Consider the following 14,032-nt stretch of genomic DNA (forward strand, 5'->3'; position numbering starts at 1 on the left):
ATGCGATCCCGCAAATCCACGCCCCCTGCGATCCGGCGCGGCTTTTCCGCGCGCCTGCTGGCCGCGCGGGACGGTTCGGCCGCGGTCGAGTTCGGCATGGTCGCCCTGCCGTTCTGCCTGATGCTGTTCGCCATTCTCGAGCTGGGCCTCGTCTTCGTGACCGACTCTGTGCTGGAGAACGCCGCCATCGAGACGGGACGGCTGATCCGCACGGGCCAGGCCAGCGCCCAGAACATGACGGCCGCCCAGTTCAAGACCTCCCTGTGCGGCCGGATGAGCATCTTCGCGTCAGACTGCGAGGCCCGCGCCTCGGTCGATGTGCGGGTCATCCCACAGTTCGCTGTCGTACCGCCGGATCCGATGGCCGGCGGTACGTTCGACGCCGGCTCCCTGACTTATTCCAACGGCAACCCGGGGGACCTGGTCCTGGTGCGGGTCTGGTATCGGCAGCCGCTGGTGACGACCTTTCTGTCGCAAGGGCTGTCCCGCATGAACGACGGGGCCGCCATGCTGACCGTCACCACCGCGTTCAGGAATGAGCCGGCATGAGGCGCCGGGGGCTCATCTCCCGCCTGACAGGCGACGAGCGGGGCGTGTCCGCGGTCGAATTCGCCCTGATCGCCCCCGTCATGATCGCCTTCTATTTCGGCATGGCCGAATTCTGTCAGGGCTATATGGCCCAGAAGCGCATGGGCCACGTCTCGGCCATGGTGGCGGACCTGGTGGCGCAGGAAGAAACCTTGGCGACAACGAATCTGGATGACATCTTCCAGATCGGCGGGCTGATCATGAAACCGTTTTCCACCACGCCGCTCAAACAGCGCGTCAGCAGCGTGACCCAGACGGCGGGTATCGCCAGGGTCACCTGGAGCCGGGGTCGCGGCATGACCGGGCGTGCGGTCAACGAGACGATCACCCTGCCGGCCGGACTGATCTCGGATGGCGAAAGCATCATCGTGTCAGAAGCCACCTACGACTACGATTCGCCCGTCGACTATCTGATGCCGGCGGTGACGCGGTTCTCGCACATCTATTATTTGCGCCCCCGCACCGTCGATAACGTGACCTGCACGGACTGCTAGGATCCGTTCAGGGCCTCGCGGAGGGCCAGGATCTTGGCGTCGGTTTCCGCCAGTTCGGCCTCGGGCTCGCTATCCGCCACGATGCCCGCGCCGGCGAGGGCCCGAAACCGCCAGCCATCGCCGGATCGCCGGAAGGAGGCGGTGCGGATCAGGACCGAGGCCGTCATCCGGCCGTCGTCCTCGATATGAAACAGGCTGCCGCACCATGGACCGCGGGGCGGTTCATGGCTGGCGATGACCTTCATGGCCTGATGCTTGGGCGCGCCGGTGATCGAGCCGGGCGGAAAGGTCGCGGCCAGCAGATCGGCGGGGCCGGCGCCCTCCTTGGCGAGGCCCGACACGGTCGAGACCAGATGATGGACGGTCGGGTGGCTTTCGATCTCGAACAACCGGTCCGCCGCGACCGAACCGGGCAGGGCGACGCGCGCCAGATCGTTGCGCATCAGGTCGACGATCATCAGGTTTTCGGCCCGGTCCTTGGCGCTGGCCTCGAGCTCGACGGCGAGGGCGGCGTCGCGCGCCGGATCGGCGTCACGGGGTCGTGTGCCCTTGATCGGCCGGGTCTCGATTCGCCGGGTGTGCGGGTCGAAAGTCAGGAACAGCTCAGGCGAATTGGAAACGATCGCGAGATCGCCCAGCCGCCAGAAGGCGCCGTAGGCGGCGGCCCGGTCGGCCAGCCGCAGGAGCACATCGAAGGGATCGGCCTCGGGAGCCAGGGTTCCCGCCCAGGCCCGGGCGATATTGGCCTGGAACAGCTCGCCGGCGGCGATGCGGTCGACCACGTCGGCCACGGCGTCTGTATAGGTCCCGGAAGGGGCCTCGGCGTCGAAGGATGCGGCGGGGGCCGCGGGCCGAGCCGGATCGCGGGCGGCCGTCAGCCACCCTTCGGCCCGTTCGGCGGCCGTTCGGGCGGCTGCGGCGTCGTCGCCCCGCCCGATCACGCTGACCGAGCGGTTCCGATGGTCGAAGGCCAGCATGGCCGGATAGCGGGCCAGCATCAGGTCGGGCCAGACCTCGGGCCGGGGACCGGTCGCCGCGCGGGCGCCGGCGTCATAGGCGATCAGGCCGACCACGCCGGTCTCGAAGGGCGGCGCGCCCAGCCGGTGCAGATCGCCGTCAGAGGGCAAGGGGCCGACATGGACCTGATCCGGTTCCGCGGCCACGAACGACCAGCGCCCCAGCGCGCCGCCGTCCGACAGCAGGGCCAGGGGGCCGACCAGATGTTTCAGGCCATCGGCGACCGCGAGCGGGTCGCGCCATGGCCGGTTGCGGGTTTCAACGACGCGAGCGGTCACGCCGCCAGCCGCTCGCCGATGCGGTCGCGCAAGGCGGCGTCCACGCCCAGCGCCTGTTCCAGATAGGCGTCGACGGAGCCGTGCCGGGCGGCGATCTCGGTCAGGGCGGTCTCCAGATAGACCGGCTCGACGCCCAGGAAGGCCACGACGGCGTCGTGCGAGGCGGGCCGCCCGGTCATGGCCTCCAGCTGGCGGGCGATGCCCGGGGCGCGGCGCTCCAGATCCACGGCGGTGTTGGTCAGCAGATAGTCGGCGATCATGTCGTCGGCATGGACGCCCAGCAGATGGTGGGTCAGGGCGGCCAGCATGCCGGTGCGGTCCTTGCCGGCGGCGCAGTGGATCAGGACGGGGCCGTCGGTCTCGCCCAGGGTCCGGAAATAGCGGGTGAACAGGTCGAGGTGGGAGGGCTCGAAAGGCAGGCGACGGTAGGTGTCGGTCATGAAGCGCCGGCCGGAGTCGGGCGTCAGGTCGGCTGTCTTCAGAAAGGTGATGTGCGGGGCTTCGCCGCCGTCGTCGTGGTCGCTTTCGATCACGGCGCCCCTGAAGCCGGCCGGGCGTTTCGACGGCTGGTCGCGCCGCTCGGAGGGGCGGCGCAGATCGACGATGGCGGCGATGCCCAGGGCGTCCAGTCGTTCCAGGTCGGCGGCGCTGGCCCGGGCCTGGTGCGCCGAGCGGAACAGGCGGCCCGGCGCGACATGGCGGCCCGCGCCGGCGGCGTAGTCGCCGTAATCCCGGAAATTGTCGAGGGCGTCAAAGCGGAGGATGCGGCCGGTCATGGCGGCCTTCTAGCGGAGGCGCGGGCCTCTAACCACTCCTGCCGACCAGACCCTGCATGGCGTCGAGATAGGCGACGAAGGCCTTGCGGCCGGCGGGGGTCATGGACGCCTCGGTCAGGGGCTTGCGGCCCTCGAACCGTTTGTTGACGGCGACGAAGCCGGCGTCCTCCAGCTTTCTCAGATGGACCGACAGATTGCCGTCAGTCGTCTGCAGACGCGCCTTCAGGGTGTTGAAGTCGGCGCTGTCGGCGCCGGACAGCACCGCCATGATCCCGAGCCTGACCCGGCCGTGGATGACTTCGTCGAGCCGACTGATGTCGAAGTCGTCGCCCACGCTCAACCTCTCGCGCCGCGCATCAGCAGGAAGCCGGGCAGGGCCATCAGCAGGAACAGGGCGGCGGCATAGGCCAGGTACTGGTTCGCGCTTCCGGTCAGGGCCGCCAGCAGCGGGGCGGCGGCGAACGAACCGACGGCGAGGCCCCACAGCGGACGGCTCTTGTACATGGCGGCGCTGACGGCCCAGCCGATGCCATAGAAGACCATGATCACCGACGGGATGAGCCCGAAGGCGACCTCGATGCCCTCGTCGCCGACACGCCAGCCGAGGGCCATCATGGCGGTGAACAGGGCGAAGATGCCCCAACCCAGCGCGCTCCACACTGTATCGGTGGCGCGGTTTCGGGCGGTCCTGACGCCCCCGGCGCGCTTCAGCCGGGCGATGAGAACCGCGAGGACCAGGAGGAAGAGGACGGTCGCAGCGAGCCAGCCCAGTCCCTGGATCGGACCCGACGATGGCGCAAGACCCGTGATCTGGGCCCAGTGGAACAGGCTCGCTGCGCCAAAGATGAGGCCGGCGCTCATCAGGATGGACGCGCCCTGCATGGGAGCCTCGGCGCCTTCCTCGGCCAGCCGGCGCATCCAGGCGATGTCGGCGGCGGGGTCTTCTGTCTTGTCGATCATCGGTCTTTCGTCCTTAGAGGCGACGGCCAAGGGCCAGCCACAGCCCGGGAATCAGGGCCACGAGAACAAGCGCGCAAGCATAGATCAGATACGGGTCCGCGGTCCCGAAACGCAGGGCGATCCCGGCGACGCCGGCGAAGGCGGTCGCGGCCAGGGCCGCCATGTTGGCGGTCCGCGTGCGCGCCGCGGCCACGGTCCAGGCGAGGCCGTAGAGCGCCAGGCCGACGGCCGAGGTCCAGCGCATCAGCTCCCAGTCGCCGGCGGCGACCGACAGGCCGACCAGGGCCAGGGCCGCGCCGATGTGGATCAGGATGGCGACGCGCGACCAGCCGCCGACGCGGCGAGCCGCCTCGCCGCCCGCGCGCCGCAGGCGGAACACGCCGGTCAGGAAGGCGCCCACCGCAATCGGCCAACTGAGGCCCAGCACCGCGGGATGCCAGCCCAGGGCGCCGCTCATGACGCCCCACTGGATCAGGTTGGCCGCGCCGAACGTGACGCCGGCCAGAACCAGGACGCGGCCCGCGCAGACGGAAACGGTGGGCAGAGGGCGGGCGGGGGCGAGATCGAAGGTGACGGCGGACATGCGTGAAATCTCCCTGTTCGACCCCTTCTCCCACATGAGCTTTAAAATGTAAAGTACTTCATCGAAAGTTGAGCGATCTTAGCCGGATGCGCAAAACACAGTCCGGATAGTCCGGATGGGCTGCTTCCGGAGGGGTCAGCTGTTTCATTCGATTGTCAAAGACCGGGTCAGACGGGTGTGATCATGGAAGCATGCGCATGCGTCAGTTCTGGACGCAGGCGTGGAGGCCGCCCATGACCGTCACCTTCTCCCGCATCGCCTATGAAACGCTCGAGGTCTGCAACGGCGTGACCATGGCCGCGATCGAGGCGGCCGTCTCGCAAACGGGGCTCGCGGCGGGAGCCGAGGCGCTGGATATCGGCGCCGGGAACGCCGCTGTGGCGATCCGGATGGCGAAGGCCTTCGGCATGAGGGTCACCGCGATCGAACGGGATCCGGGGATGGCGGAGCTGGCGCGGTCGCGGATCGCCGCAGCGGGAGCCGAGGATCGGGTGGCGCTGCTTGCAGCCGCCTCCGCCGAGGTTCTGGCCCGGACGCCGCCGGTCGATCTGATCACGGCGCTCGGGACGACGAACGTCACTGGCGAAGGCCGACCGACGCCGGAGGCGTCGTTCCGTGCGCTGCGCCGGACTCTCAAGCCGGGCGGCTGGCTGTTGTGGGGCGACCTGGTCTGGTTGGCCGAACCGCCGGGCCCGCTGCGCCAGATCGTCGAGGCGACCAATCTCTATGCCGATCACGCGGGATGGCAGGCCGCGGCGCGAACCGCCGGCTTCGAGGTGGTTGTCGCGGAAATCTCGCCGCAGGCGGTGTTCGACGACTATGCGCAGGGTCTGGCGGCTGCGGGGCGGCGATGGCTGGACGCCAATCCCGCGGCGCCGGAGGCCGCCTCCGTCAGGATCAACGCCGAGCGCGTCCGCGTCATGCTGGAGTACGGACGCGGCCACATCGGCTTCGGCCTGTATCTGCTGCGCAAGCGGGTCTGACGGGCTCAGACGGTGCGGATGATTCCGTCCCGCGCCTCGACCGGCCAGGGCGTCAGCCGGGCGCCGGCGCAGGGCCCGCCGACGCAGGCGCCGGACAGGGGTTCGAACACCGCCCCATGCCAGCCGCACAGGATCAGCGACCCGTCCGGGATCAGGTATTTGTCCAGTTCGATCGCCAGCGGAAAACCCTGATGCGGGCAGCGATCGACATAGCCGGCGACCTGACCTGCCTTGCGCACGACGAAGCCGTGGAAGAAGGCCTCGCCGATCTGCAGCACGAAGCCGCGCGAGCCGGGATCGGCGATGTCCGTCTCGGCGCACAGGGCCACGTTCGGAGGCGTGGCCCAGACGCGTTTGCGTTCGGAAGGGGCCGGCGCAGCGCTCAATGCCGCTCGGCCTTGAGCGGCCGCGACAGCAGGTTGTCGATCACGGCCTCGACCGTGGTCTCGCCGTTCAGCAGGGCGGCGACGGCGAGGGAGATGGGCATGTCGACGCCCATCTTCGCGGCCAGCTCCCGCACGGCGGGAGCGCTTTCATAGCCCTCGGCCACCGAACGCTTTCCGGCCAGGGCCTGTTCGACCGTCTGGCCCTGACCGAGGGCGAGGCCCAGGCTCATATTGCGGGACTGGGGGCTGGAGCAGGTCAGGACCAGATCGCCGAGACCGCACAGGCCGGCGACGGTCTCGGCCTGGCCGCCGAGAGCGACGCCCATCCGCGTCATCTCGGCGAAACCGCGGGTGATCAGGGCGGCGTGGGCGCTGCGGCCCAGACCGCGGCCCTCGGCCATGCCGCAGGCGATGGCCAGCACGTTCTTGATCGCACCGCCGACCTCGGCCCCGATCAGATCGGAGGCCAGATAGGGCCGGAAGCCGGGCGCGGACAGCGTCCACATCAGCTCCTCGCCCAAGGCCTCGTCGGCGCAGGCGAGGGTGACGGCGCTGGGCAGGCCGCGCGCGACCTCGCCCGCGAAACTGGGGCCGGACAGGACGGCGGCTGGCGCGTTCGGCAGGGTCTCGGCCAGGACGTCGGTCATCAGCTTCAGCGAGCCGCGCTCGATGCCCTTGGAGCAGAGGATGACGGGCACGCCAGCCCGGTGATGGGCGGCGAAGGCCGTCAGGGTGGACCGCATATGCTGGGCCGGCGGTACGGCGAGGATGACGTCACAGGCGGCCAGATCCGCCAGTTCGGACGTGACCGAGACGTGGTCGTCCAGTGTGATCCCGGGCAGGAAGGCTTCATTGACGCGGCGGGCGCGGATGCTTTCGACGACCTCGGGCTCGCGCGCCTGAAGCAGGACCTGGAGGCCCGCCCAGCCGGCGACCTGGGCCAGGGCAGTGCCCCAGGCGCCGGCGCCGATCACTCCCGCGGTTTTGAACTGCATGCGTCTTCCCTAGGCCTTGGCGCCCTTGCGGCCCGGCGGATGGACCGGGTCGGCGAGCGCGCTCTGTTCGTCCAGCGGCCAGCGCGGCCGGGCGGCGGTATCGATGTCCGAGGTCAGGCCCTTCTGCAAGCGCTCGGCGCCGGCGAGGGCGATCATGGCGGCGTTGTCGGTGCAGTAGGCCATGGGCGGGGCGAGGAAGGAAAAGCCGTTGGCCGCGGCGGTCGCCTCAAGCGTGGCGCGGACGGTCCGATTGGCGGCGACCCCACCCGCGACGACAAAGAGTCTGTGATCGTGTTGTTCCGCGTAGGCCTTGAGCGCGCGGTCCGACCGGTCGCTGAGTTGGCGGGCGATGGCGGTCTGGACGGCGTCGGCGAGGTCGGCCTTGTTCTGATCGGTCTCGCAGGCCTGGGCGAGGCGCGAGGCGGCGGTCTTGAGGCCCGAGAAGGAGAAGTCGCAGTCCTTGCGGCCCAGCAAGGCGCGCGGCAGGTCGAAACGGGCGCCGTCTCCGGTCGCGGCCAGCTTTTCGAGGGCCGGGCCGCCCGGATAGCCGAGGCCCAGCGCCTTGGCGATCTTGTCGAAGGCCTCGCCGGCCGCGTCGTCGATGGTGGTGCCCAGCCGGGTCATGTCGCCGACGCCGCGCACCTCCAGCAGCTGGCAGTGGCCGCCGGAAACCAGAAGCAGCAGGAAAGGGTAGTCGACCATGGCGCCCAGCCGGGCCGAAACCGCGTGACCCTCGAGGTGGTTGACGGCGATCAGCGGCAGGTCGCGGGCCAGGGCCACGGCCTTGCCGAAGCTGAGGCCGACCATGACGCCGCCGACCAGACCGGGCCCGGCCGTGGCGGCGACGCCGTCGAGCGCGTCGTAGTTCAGGTTGGCCTCATCCATCGCCCGGCGGACGACGCCGTCGATCATCTCGACGTGGCTGCGGGCCGCGATCTCGGGGACGACGCCGCCAAAGGCCGCGTGATCGTCGATCTGGCTGTGCACAACGGACGACAGGACCGTGGCCTCGCCGTCAGGCCTCAGGCGCACGACCGAGGCGGCGGTTTCGTCGCAGCTGGTCTCTATGCCGAGCACCGTCAGGTCGCGCGGGACGGGGGTCGCGCCGGTTGCCCGGCTCCCTTCGCTACTATAGTCGGCGGGCCTGTCCATCGGGTCGAGGTAGCGACCCCGTTCATCCGGCGCAACGTATCTCATGGCTCACCTCGTCCGCATCGGCACGCGCCGCTCGAAACTGGCGATGACCCAGTCGGGCATGATGCAGCGCGCCATCGGTCACGCCCTGGGCGTCGCGGACGCCGATCTGGCCGAGGCCGTGCCGCTGGTCGAGATCGTCACCACGGGCGACCGGGTGCAGGACCGCCGTCTGATGGAGATCGGGGGCAAGGCGCTGTTCACGAAAGAGATCGAGGAGGCGCTGGCCGACGGCCGCGTCGATGTGGCGGTCCATTCGATGAAGGACGTCCCGGCCGAGCAACCGCCCGGCCTGTGCATCGCCGCCGTGCCGCCGCGCGAGGACGCCCGCGACGCCTTCGTCAGCGAGACCTTCGCCTCATTCGCAGAATTGCCGATGGGCGCGCGGCTGGGCACGGCCTCGCTGCGGCGCCAGGCCCAGGCGCTGGCCCTGCGGCCGGACCTGACCATCGAGATGCTGCGCGGAAACGTCGACACCCGGCTGCGCAAACTGGCGGAGGGCGAGTTCGACGCCATCCTGCTGGCCGTTTCGGGCCTGAACCGGCTGGGGTTCGAGAGCGTGATCCGCGAGCGGTTGTCGCCTGACGATTTTCTGCCCGCGCCGGGGCAGGGGGCGCTGGCGCTGCAGACGCGGGTCGAGGATACGGGCGCGGCATGGGTCATGGCGCTGAACGATCCGATGACGGCCCTGGCCGTGGCGGCCGAGCGCGGGGCGATGACGGCGCTGGAAGGATCGTGCCGCACAGCCATTGGGGCCTATGCGGATGTGGCGGGCGACCGGCTTCGACTCACGACCGAGATGCTGGCGCCCAACGGCTCGGCGCGCTGGCGGCGGTCCGGGGAGATGGCCGACATCAACGGGCCGGACGCCATGGCGCAGGCGCGGGCCCTCGGGCTGGCGCTGGGGGCCGAGGTCCAGGCCGCGGCGGGCGATCAGAGGACGCTGTCCTGACGCCGATCCGGACAGTCTGGGTCACCCGGGCCGAACCCGGCGCCACGCGCACCGCCGCCCGTCTGACCGCCCTCGGCTTCGAGGCGGTGGTGGCCCCCCTGCTGGAAATTCGCCCGCTTGCCGCCCGGGTCGATCTGGACGGCGTGACGGCCCTGGCCTTCACCAGCCGGAACGGCGTCGAAGCCTTCGCAGGCCTGAGTCCGGAGCGGGGCCTGCCCGTCTTCGCCGTCGGCGATGCGACCGCCGCGGCGGCGAGATTCTGCGGGTTCGGGAAGGTTCGGTCCGCGCACGGAGCCCTGGCCGATCTGGCGGCGCTGTTGGCCGCCGAGGCGCCGACGGAGGGGTTGCTGCTGGCGCCCGGGGCCGTGGAGCCGGCGGGGGATCTGGCCGCGCTGCTGGAGGGCCGCCTCCGGGCGCGGGCCCTGCCGATCTATGAAGCTGTGGAAACGGACGTCGCTCCGCCGCCGTCGTTCGACGCGGTCCTGATCCAGTCGGCGCGCGCCGCCCGGGCCTTGCGGGGCCGGGGACCGTTCCCGGGCGGACGGGCCGTGGCCCTGTCCGACGCCGTGGCGCGCGCGCTGGGCGGGGGAACCGGTCTGGAAATGCAGGTCGCGTCCGCGCCCAGGGAGTCGGCCCTGATCGAGGCGCTTGGCAAGCCCGCGCCCCGCGTATAAAGAGCGCCTCTCGCGCGGGGCCAGGGCCTTGCGCCAGGGCCGCTTTAGCTCAGCTGGTAGAGCATCGCATTCGTAATGCGGGGGTCAGGTGTTCGAGTCACCTAAGCGGCACCATTTTTCCGGCCTTTGACAGACGACGATGATCTGGACGCCCCGTCCGGAACATCCTAGCTAGATCGCGGTACTCGGAGCGATCATGTCCCAGCGGCTCAGCGCGCGTCAGGAAGAATGTCTGCGGCTGACCGCCTTCCTGACGGACAAGGAAATCGCCGCCCGTCTCGGTCTGTCGGAAGCCACCGTCAAGAAACACGTACACGAGGGATGCCGGCGTCTGGGGGTCAACCGGCGCAAGGCCGCGCTGGCGATTCTGGAACGAAACGTACCAGAGGCTACGAAAGACCCCATAGCGAAGGGTTCGCCCGTCGGCATCAGTGTCCCCCCTACCAGGGAGACTGATGATGGCATCTCAATCCAAGGCGCTTCCCCACTGGACGTGGGACGATCTGGAAGCGGCGCTCAACGGGTTCAGCCCGCTGGGGCCGAACGATCCGGTGCGGGCCCATCTCATGCGCGGACTGACAGACGACGCGCAACGGGCGACGCCGCGCGAACTGCTGCAGCAGGTCCTGAGCGCGGGATGGGTGATGGCCCAGGTGGGAGCCCAGAGCCGCGCCTCGGCTACCGCCCCCCGCCACGAAGCTGGGTCGTCCGGCTCCTGATCCTGCTCGTCCTGGTCGTGGTGACGGCTGTGATGATGAAGGCCGTGGCGGACCTGGTGCTCGCCTATGCGGGCCAGGCGCAGGAGATCGGACACGTCACCAACCCCGAGCTGGTGGAAAGCGGCCGCAAGGGCTGATCGGGCGCGCCGCGAGGGGCGGGCGCGGTCGGCCGATCGGACGGGACGGGACCGGACCGGTAGACGAACAGGCCTTTGGAGCGACCCGCATTCCCCCTTACCTGACCGGCGCGCCGCCCTTTGTGATCGTCCTGACGGCCACGTTCTTCGCGGCGGTCGTCGCAGGCTGGCTGAGGGGCGGGCATCCGGAGCGGCTCGCCGCGGCTGTGCTGCTGCTGACCCAGCCAGTCATCGTGAATCCGCTCGTCACATGGCGGATCGGCGACGTCTATCTCGACTCGGCGATTGAAGACGTTCTCTGGACGGTCTTCTTCGGCTGGATGGCTTTCAGATCAGATCGCTGGTGGCCCTTCGCAGCGACGGCGGCGATGGGGCTGGTCGTGCTGGTCCATCTTCTTACCATGGTCACCGATATTTCCTGGGGCGCCGCCGTTTCGGCGCGGGTCGGTCTGGGGATCGTAGCGAACCTCGCCGTCCTGGCCGGCGTGGTCGAGCGCTGGATGGCGGGCGAGGCGCCGGTCAGCCGGATCGGAAGCGACCGCGTCGGCATGGCGATGCCTGACAGGCCGGGTCCATGACTGCATTTTTCCTCGCCGGCGTCGTCGAGCGCTGGCTGGCCGGCGAACGACCCGCTGGCGAAGTAATGGCGCAGACGTGTCGGCGCTGCGCCTTGAACATATAAACATATCCTTATATGTCTGCCGCCCTTCTCATCCCGCCGGAGCTCCGCCTTGTCCCGTTCGTCGTTCCAGTTCACGTCTGAAAGCGTCTCCGAGGGCCATCCCGACAAGGTCGCGGACCGCATCTCGGACACGGTCGTGGACCTGTTCCTGAGCAAGGATCCCTATGCGCGGGTGGCGTGCGAGACCCTGACGACGACGAATCTGGTGGTGCTGGCCGGCGAGATCCGCGGCCAGGGCATCATGGACACCGACGGAAACTGGGCCCCGGGCGTGCAGGACGAGATCGAGGCCGCCGTACGCGCCGCGGTCCGCGACATCGGCTATGAGCAGGCCGGCTTCCACTGGAACAAATTCGAATTCATCAACCGCCTGCACGGCCAGTCGGCCGACATCGCCGTGGGCGTCGACGCCGCCGGCAACAAGGACGAGGGCGCGGGCGATCAGGGCATCATGTTCGGCTACGCCTCGAACGAGACGCCCGAACTGATGCCGGCGACCCTGCAGTACAGTCACAACATCCTGAAGCGCCTGGCCGAGGTGCGCCACGGCGGCGACAAGCGGCTCGAGCCCGACGCCAAGAGCCAGGTCACGATCCAGTACGAGGATGGCAAGCCCGTCCGCGCCACCTCGATCGTCCTGTCGACCCAGCATGCCGCCGGTCTGTCGTCCGCCGACGTCGCCGCGATCGTGAAGCCCTACATCCTCGAGGTGCTGCCGGAAGGCTTCACCGACGAGAACACCGTCTGGCACATCAACCCGACCGGCATCTTCGAGATCGGCGGGCCCGACGGCGACGCCGGCGTGACCGGCCGCAAGATCATCGTCGACACCTACGGCGGCGCGGCCCCGCACGGCGGCGGCGCCTTCTCGGGCAAGGATCCGACCAAGGTCGACCGCTCGGCCGCCTACGCCTGCCGTTACCTGGCCAAGAACGTCGTGGCCGCGGGCCTGGCCGAGCGCTGCACGATCCAGATCAGCTACGCCATCGGCGTGGCCAAGCCGCAATCCATCCACGTGGACCTGCACGGCACCGGCAAGGGCCCGATCAATGAGGCGGTGCTGGAAGCCAACATCCTGGACCTGATCGGCGGCGCCACGCCCCGCGCCATCCGCGAGCATCTGGGTCTGAACAAGCCCATCTACGCCCGCACCGCCGCCTACGGCCATTTCGGCCGCGCGCCGGACGCCGATGGCGGGTTCAGCTGGGAGAAGACCGATCTCGTCGACCAGCTGAAGGCGCTGGCCTGATCGACCGGGCGCGTCTAACAGGCGCGCCCATGGCTTCCTCAGACGACACCGCCCACCGCCCGCTGCGCTCGTTCGGCCGCATCAAGTCGCGCGCCATCAAGCCGCGGCAGGCGGCGCTGTTCGACACACTGCTGCCGTCCATCGCCGTGCCGGACCCCAGGGCCGGACCGATCGATCCCGCCGCCCTGATGCCGGAGGCGAGGGCAGTCTGGCTGGAGATCGGCTTCGGCGGCGGCGAACATCTGGCCGCACAGGCGGCGCGCCATCGCGACACACTGATGATCGGCTGCGAGCCCTTCCTCAATGGCGTCGCCTCGGTCCTGCGCCATATCGAGGAGGGCGGGCTGAAGAACGTCCGCCTGCATGCGGACGACGCACGCGACGTGATGGCGGCCCTGCCGGACGCCAGTCTGGACCGGGTGATGATCCTGTTCCCCGACCCCTGGCACAAGGCGCGGCACAACAAACGGCGGCTGATCCAGGAGGAGACGGCGGCCGGGATCGCGCGGCTGCTGAAGCCCGGCGGGGTGGTGCGGTTCGTCACGGACTGGACGGATTACGCCGAATGGGCGCTGGAGAAATTCGGGAAGACCTCGGACCTCGTGCGCGTCTCGTCTCCCGGCGACGACTGGACCACGCCGTGGCCGGACCATGTGGTGACCCGCTACGAGGAAAAGCGGCTGGGCGACACGACGCCGCTGTTCATGGAGTTCAGGCGCGCCTGAACCTCGCCAGCCGCGCGAGCGCCTGCACGGCCGCGACGACGAGAACGGACTTCAGCACCACGCCGGGCAGGAAGGGCAGGACGCCGTGCTCCAGCGCCAGACCGGCGCCGATGTCCAGAGCCAGCCAGGCTGCGCCCACAGCCAGGATCAGCAGGTGCAGGCCGATCATCCAGCCGATGGCCGGCAGGCACCGCGTCAGGCGACCATGGGCTGACGCCCCGCCCGCCAGACCGGCCGCGGGCACAAACGCGATCAGATAGCCAGCGGTCGGACCGCTGAAGGCGACAAGGCCGGAGGCGCCGTCGGCGAGTACGGGCAGGCCGGCCATGGCCGTGATCAGGTACAGCGACACGGCCGCCATGCCTCGAACGGGCCCCAGCGCCGCTCCCGCCAGCAGCACGGCCCAGGTCTGCAAGGTCATCGGAACGGGGACCATGGGAATGGCGATCCGGGCGCAGACGGCCATCAGAAGCGCGAAGCCCGCCACGGACGCCAGCCAGACCGCTGGAGAGACCGGATGGGCGGGAGGCGGCGCAGGAGCGGGATGCATGGCCGGTGCAAGATCACGCGGCGCTGCGGCGCGCAAGCTGGCGACCACCGCTGGATTCCCGGGCGGAACCGGTGCACGAGCGGATCAACG

18 protein-coding genes, 1 tRNA gene and 1 pseudogene are annotated in these 14,032 nt (G+C 69.8%); 11 read left to right on the forward strand and 9 right to left on the reverse strand.

Annotated elements, in window-relative coordinates; translation table 11 throughout:
- Both BrevBR_RS08925 and BrevBR_RS08930 read left to right on the forward strand, forming a co-directional pair.
- Positions 1–549 (forward strand): TadE/TadG family type IV pilus assembly protein, encoded by a 549-nt coding sequence (locus BrevBR_RS08925; RefSeq protein ID WP_332639406.1) that lies wholly within the window; start codon positions 1–3, stop codon positions 547–549.
- Positions 546–1,082 (forward strand): TadE/TadG family type IV pilus assembly protein, encoded by a 537-nt coding sequence (locus BrevBR_RS08930; RefSeq protein ID WP_332639402.1) that lies wholly within the window; start codon positions 546–548, stop codon positions 1,080–1,082. The genes BrevBR_RS08925 and BrevBR_RS08930 overlap by 4 nt, the downstream gene beginning before the upstream one ends.
- Here the strand turns inward: BrevBR_RS08930 and BrevBR_RS08935 are convergent.
- From BrevBR_RS08935 to BrevBR_RS08955, 5 genes are read right to left on the reverse strand one after another with little or no spacing between them, the layout of a single operon-like run.
- Complete coding sequence (locus tag BrevBR_RS08935; protein ID WP_340000674.1) at positions 1,079–2,377, reverse strand: anthranilate synthase component I family protein; 1,299 nt, start codon at positions 2,375–2,377, stop codon at positions 1,079–1,081. The genes BrevBR_RS08930 and BrevBR_RS08935 overlap by 4 nt on opposite strands.
- Positions 2,374–3,153: a tyrosine-protein phosphatase gene (locus BrevBR_RS08940; RefSeq protein WP_332639400.1), complete on the reverse strand. Its 780-nt coding sequence runs from the start codon at positions 3,151–3,153 to the stop codon at positions 2,374–2,376. The genes BrevBR_RS08935 and BrevBR_RS08940 overlap by 4 nt, the downstream gene beginning before the upstream one ends.
- A gap of 28 nt (positions 3,154–3,181) precedes the next feature.
- Positions 3,182–3,487 (reverse strand): winged helix-turn-helix domain-containing protein, encoded by a 306-nt coding sequence (locus tag BrevBR_RS08945; protein WP_332639399.1) that lies wholly within the window; start codon positions 3,485–3,487, stop codon positions 3,182–3,184.
- A gap of 2 nt (positions 3,488–3,489) precedes the next feature.
- On the reverse strand, positions 3,490–4,113 hold the full coding sequence (locus BrevBR_RS08950) for a hypothetical protein (RefSeq protein WP_340000675.1): 624 nt from the start codon (positions 4,111–4,113) through the stop codon (positions 3,490–3,492).
- 13 nt (positions 4,114–4,126) lie between these two features.
- Positions 4,127–4,696, reverse strand: coding sequence for a hypothetical protein (locus BrevBR_RS08955; protein WP_340000676.1), 570 nt, complete (start codon positions 4,694–4,696; stop codon positions 4,127–4,129).
- Positions 4,697–4,929: 233 nt separating this feature from the next.
- Between BrevBR_RS08955 and BrevBR_RS08960 the strand changes: the two genes are divergently transcribed.
- Positions 4,930–5,679, forward strand: a complete 750-nt coding sequence (locus BrevBR_RS08960; RefSeq protein ID WP_340000677.1) for an SAM-dependent methyltransferase — start codon at positions 4,930–4,932, stop codon at positions 5,677–5,679.
- Positions 5,680–5,684: 5 nt separating this feature from the next.
- On the opposite strand, the gene BrevBR_RS08965 is transcribed toward BrevBR_RS08960, so the two are convergent.
- Genes BrevBR_RS08965 through tsaD form a run of 3 tightly spaced genes read right to left on the reverse strand, consistent with a single transcriptional unit; the run spans position 5,685 to position 8,212 of the window.
- Positions 5,685–6,065 (reverse strand): Rieske (2Fe-2S) protein, encoded by a 381-nt coding sequence (locus BrevBR_RS08965; RefSeq protein ID WP_332639395.1) that lies wholly within the window; start codon positions 6,063–6,065, stop codon positions 5,685–5,687.
- Complete coding sequence (locus BrevBR_RS08970; protein ID WP_332639394.1) at positions 6,062–7,060, reverse strand: NAD(P)H-dependent glycerol-3-phosphate dehydrogenase; 999 nt, start codon at positions 7,058–7,060, stop codon at positions 6,062–6,064. Before BrevBR_RS08970 ends, BrevBR_RS08965 begins: the two co-directional genes overlap by 4 nt.
- Positions 7,061–7,069: 9 nt before the next feature.
- Entirely contained in the window at positions 7,070–8,212 is a 1,143-nt protein-coding gene (tsaD, locus tag BrevBR_RS08975; RefSeq protein WP_445214754.1) for a tRNA (adenosine(37)-N6)-threonylcarbamoyltransferase complex transferase subunit TsaD, read from the reverse strand.
- A gap of 43 nt (positions 8,213–8,255) precedes the next feature.
- Here tsaD and hemC point away from each other — a divergent pair, with 43 nt between their 5' ends.
- The 8 genes and pseudogenes from hemC to trmB all read left to right on the forward strand — a co-directional run bounded on the left by hemC (position 8,256) and on the right by trmB (position 13,392).
- On the forward strand, positions 8,256–9,206 hold the full coding sequence (hemC, locus tag BrevBR_RS08980; protein WP_340000679.1) for a hydroxymethylbilane synthase: 951 nt from the start codon (positions 8,256–8,258) through the stop codon (positions 9,204–9,206).
- A 5-nt stretch (positions 9,207–9,211) separates the two neighbouring features.
- Positions 9,212–9,880 carry a uroporphyrinogen-III synthase gene (locus BrevBR_RS08985; protein WP_340000778.1) on the forward strand — a complete coding sequence of 223 codons (669 nt, stop codon included), beginning with the start codon at positions 9,212–9,214 and terminating at the stop codon, positions 9,878–9,880.
- Positions 9,881–9,918: 38 nt separating this feature from the next.
- A tRNA-Thr gene (locus tag BrevBR_RS08990) sits at positions 9,919–9,994 on the forward strand.
- Positions 9,995–10,076: 82 nt separating this feature from the next.
- Positions 10,077–10,226 (forward strand): annotated as a pseudogene (locus BrevBR_RS16560) (response regulator transcription factor); the annotation flags it as partial.
- A gap of 112 nt (positions 10,227–10,338) precedes the next feature.
- On the forward strand, positions 10,339–10,599 hold the full coding sequence (locus BrevBR_RS08995; RefSeq protein WP_332639391.1) for a hypothetical protein: 261 nt from the start codon (positions 10,339–10,341) through the stop codon (positions 10,597–10,599).
- Between the two features lie 343 nt (positions 10,600–10,942).
- Entirely contained in the window at positions 10,943–11,314 is a 372-nt protein-coding gene (locus BrevBR_RS09000) for a hypothetical protein (RefSeq protein ID WP_340000680.1), read from the forward strand.
- Between the two features lie 153 nt (positions 11,315–11,467).
- Positions 11,468–12,667, forward strand: a complete 1,200-nt coding sequence (gene metK, locus BrevBR_RS09005; protein ID WP_332639389.1) for a methionine adenosyltransferase — start codon at positions 11,468–11,470, stop codon at positions 12,665–12,667.
- A 29-nt stretch (positions 12,668–12,696) separates the two neighbouring features.
- Positions 12,697–13,392 (forward strand): tRNA (guanosine(46)-N7)-methyltransferase TrmB, encoded by a 696-nt coding sequence (gene trmB, locus BrevBR_RS09010; RefSeq protein WP_340000681.1) that lies wholly within the window; start codon positions 12,697–12,699, stop codon positions 13,390–13,392.
- Here the strand turns inward: trmB and BrevBR_RS09015 are convergent.
- Entirely contained in the window at positions 13,379–13,990 is a 612-nt protein-coding gene (locus tag BrevBR_RS09015) for a biotin transporter BioY (protein ID WP_340000682.1), read from the reverse strand. The genes trmB and BrevBR_RS09015 overlap by 14 nt on opposite strands.
- Between the last annotated feature and the right edge of the window lie 42 nt (positions 13,991–14,032).

It is taken from the genome of Brevundimonas sp. BR2-1 (genome assembly GCF_037626195.1).
In the GTDB taxonomy this organism is placed as follows: Bacteria; Pseudomonadota; Alphaproteobacteria; order Caulobacterales; family Caulobacteraceae; genus Brevundimonas.

Excerpts from the sequence above, each read along its gene's own strand:
- hemC (WP_340000679.1), top strand. The coding sequence starts at position 8,256 with ATGGCTCACCTCGTCCGCATCGGCACGCGCCGCTCGAAACTGGCGATG.
- BrevBR_RS08960 (WP_340000677.1), top strand. The coding sequence starts at position 4,930 with ATGACCGTCACCTTCTCCCGCATCGCCTATGAAACGCTCGAGGTCTGC.
- BrevBR_RS08925 (WP_332639406.1), top strand. The coding sequence starts at position 1 with ATGCGATCCCGCAAATCCACGCCCCCTGCGATCCGGCGCGGCTTTTCC.
- trmB (WP_340000681.1), top strand. The coding sequence starts at position 12,697 with ATGGCTTCCTCAGACGACACCGCCCACCGCCCGCTGCGCTCGTTCGGC.
- BrevBR_RS08955 (WP_340000676.1), bottom strand. The coding sequence starts at position 4,696 with ATGTCCGCCGTCACCTTCGATCTCGCCCCCGCCCGCCCTCTGCCCACC.
- tsaD (WP_445214754.1), bottom strand. The coding sequence starts at position 8,212 with ATGGACAGGCCCGCCGACTATAGTAGCGAAGGGAGCCGGGCAACCGGC.
- BrevBR_RS08950 (WP_340000675.1), bottom strand. The coding sequence starts at position 4,113 with ATGATCGACAAGACAGAAGACCCCGCCGCCGACATCGCCTGGATGCGC.
- BrevBR_RS08930 (WP_332639402.1), top strand. The coding sequence starts at position 546 with ATGAGGCGCCGGGGGCTCATCTCCCGCCTGACAGGCGACGAGCGGGGC.
- BrevBR_RS08995 (WP_332639391.1), top strand. The coding sequence starts at position 10,339 with ATGGCATCTCAATCCAAGGCGCTTCCCCACTGGACGTGGGACGATCTG.
- BrevBR_RS08940 (WP_332639400.1), bottom strand. The coding sequence starts at position 3,153 with ATGACCGGCCGCATCCTCCGCTTTGACGCCCTCGACAATTTCCGGGAT.
- BrevBR_RS08970 (WP_332639394.1), bottom strand. The coding sequence starts at position 7,060 with ATGCAGTTCAAAACCGCGGGAGTGATCGGCGCCGGCGCCTGGGGCACT.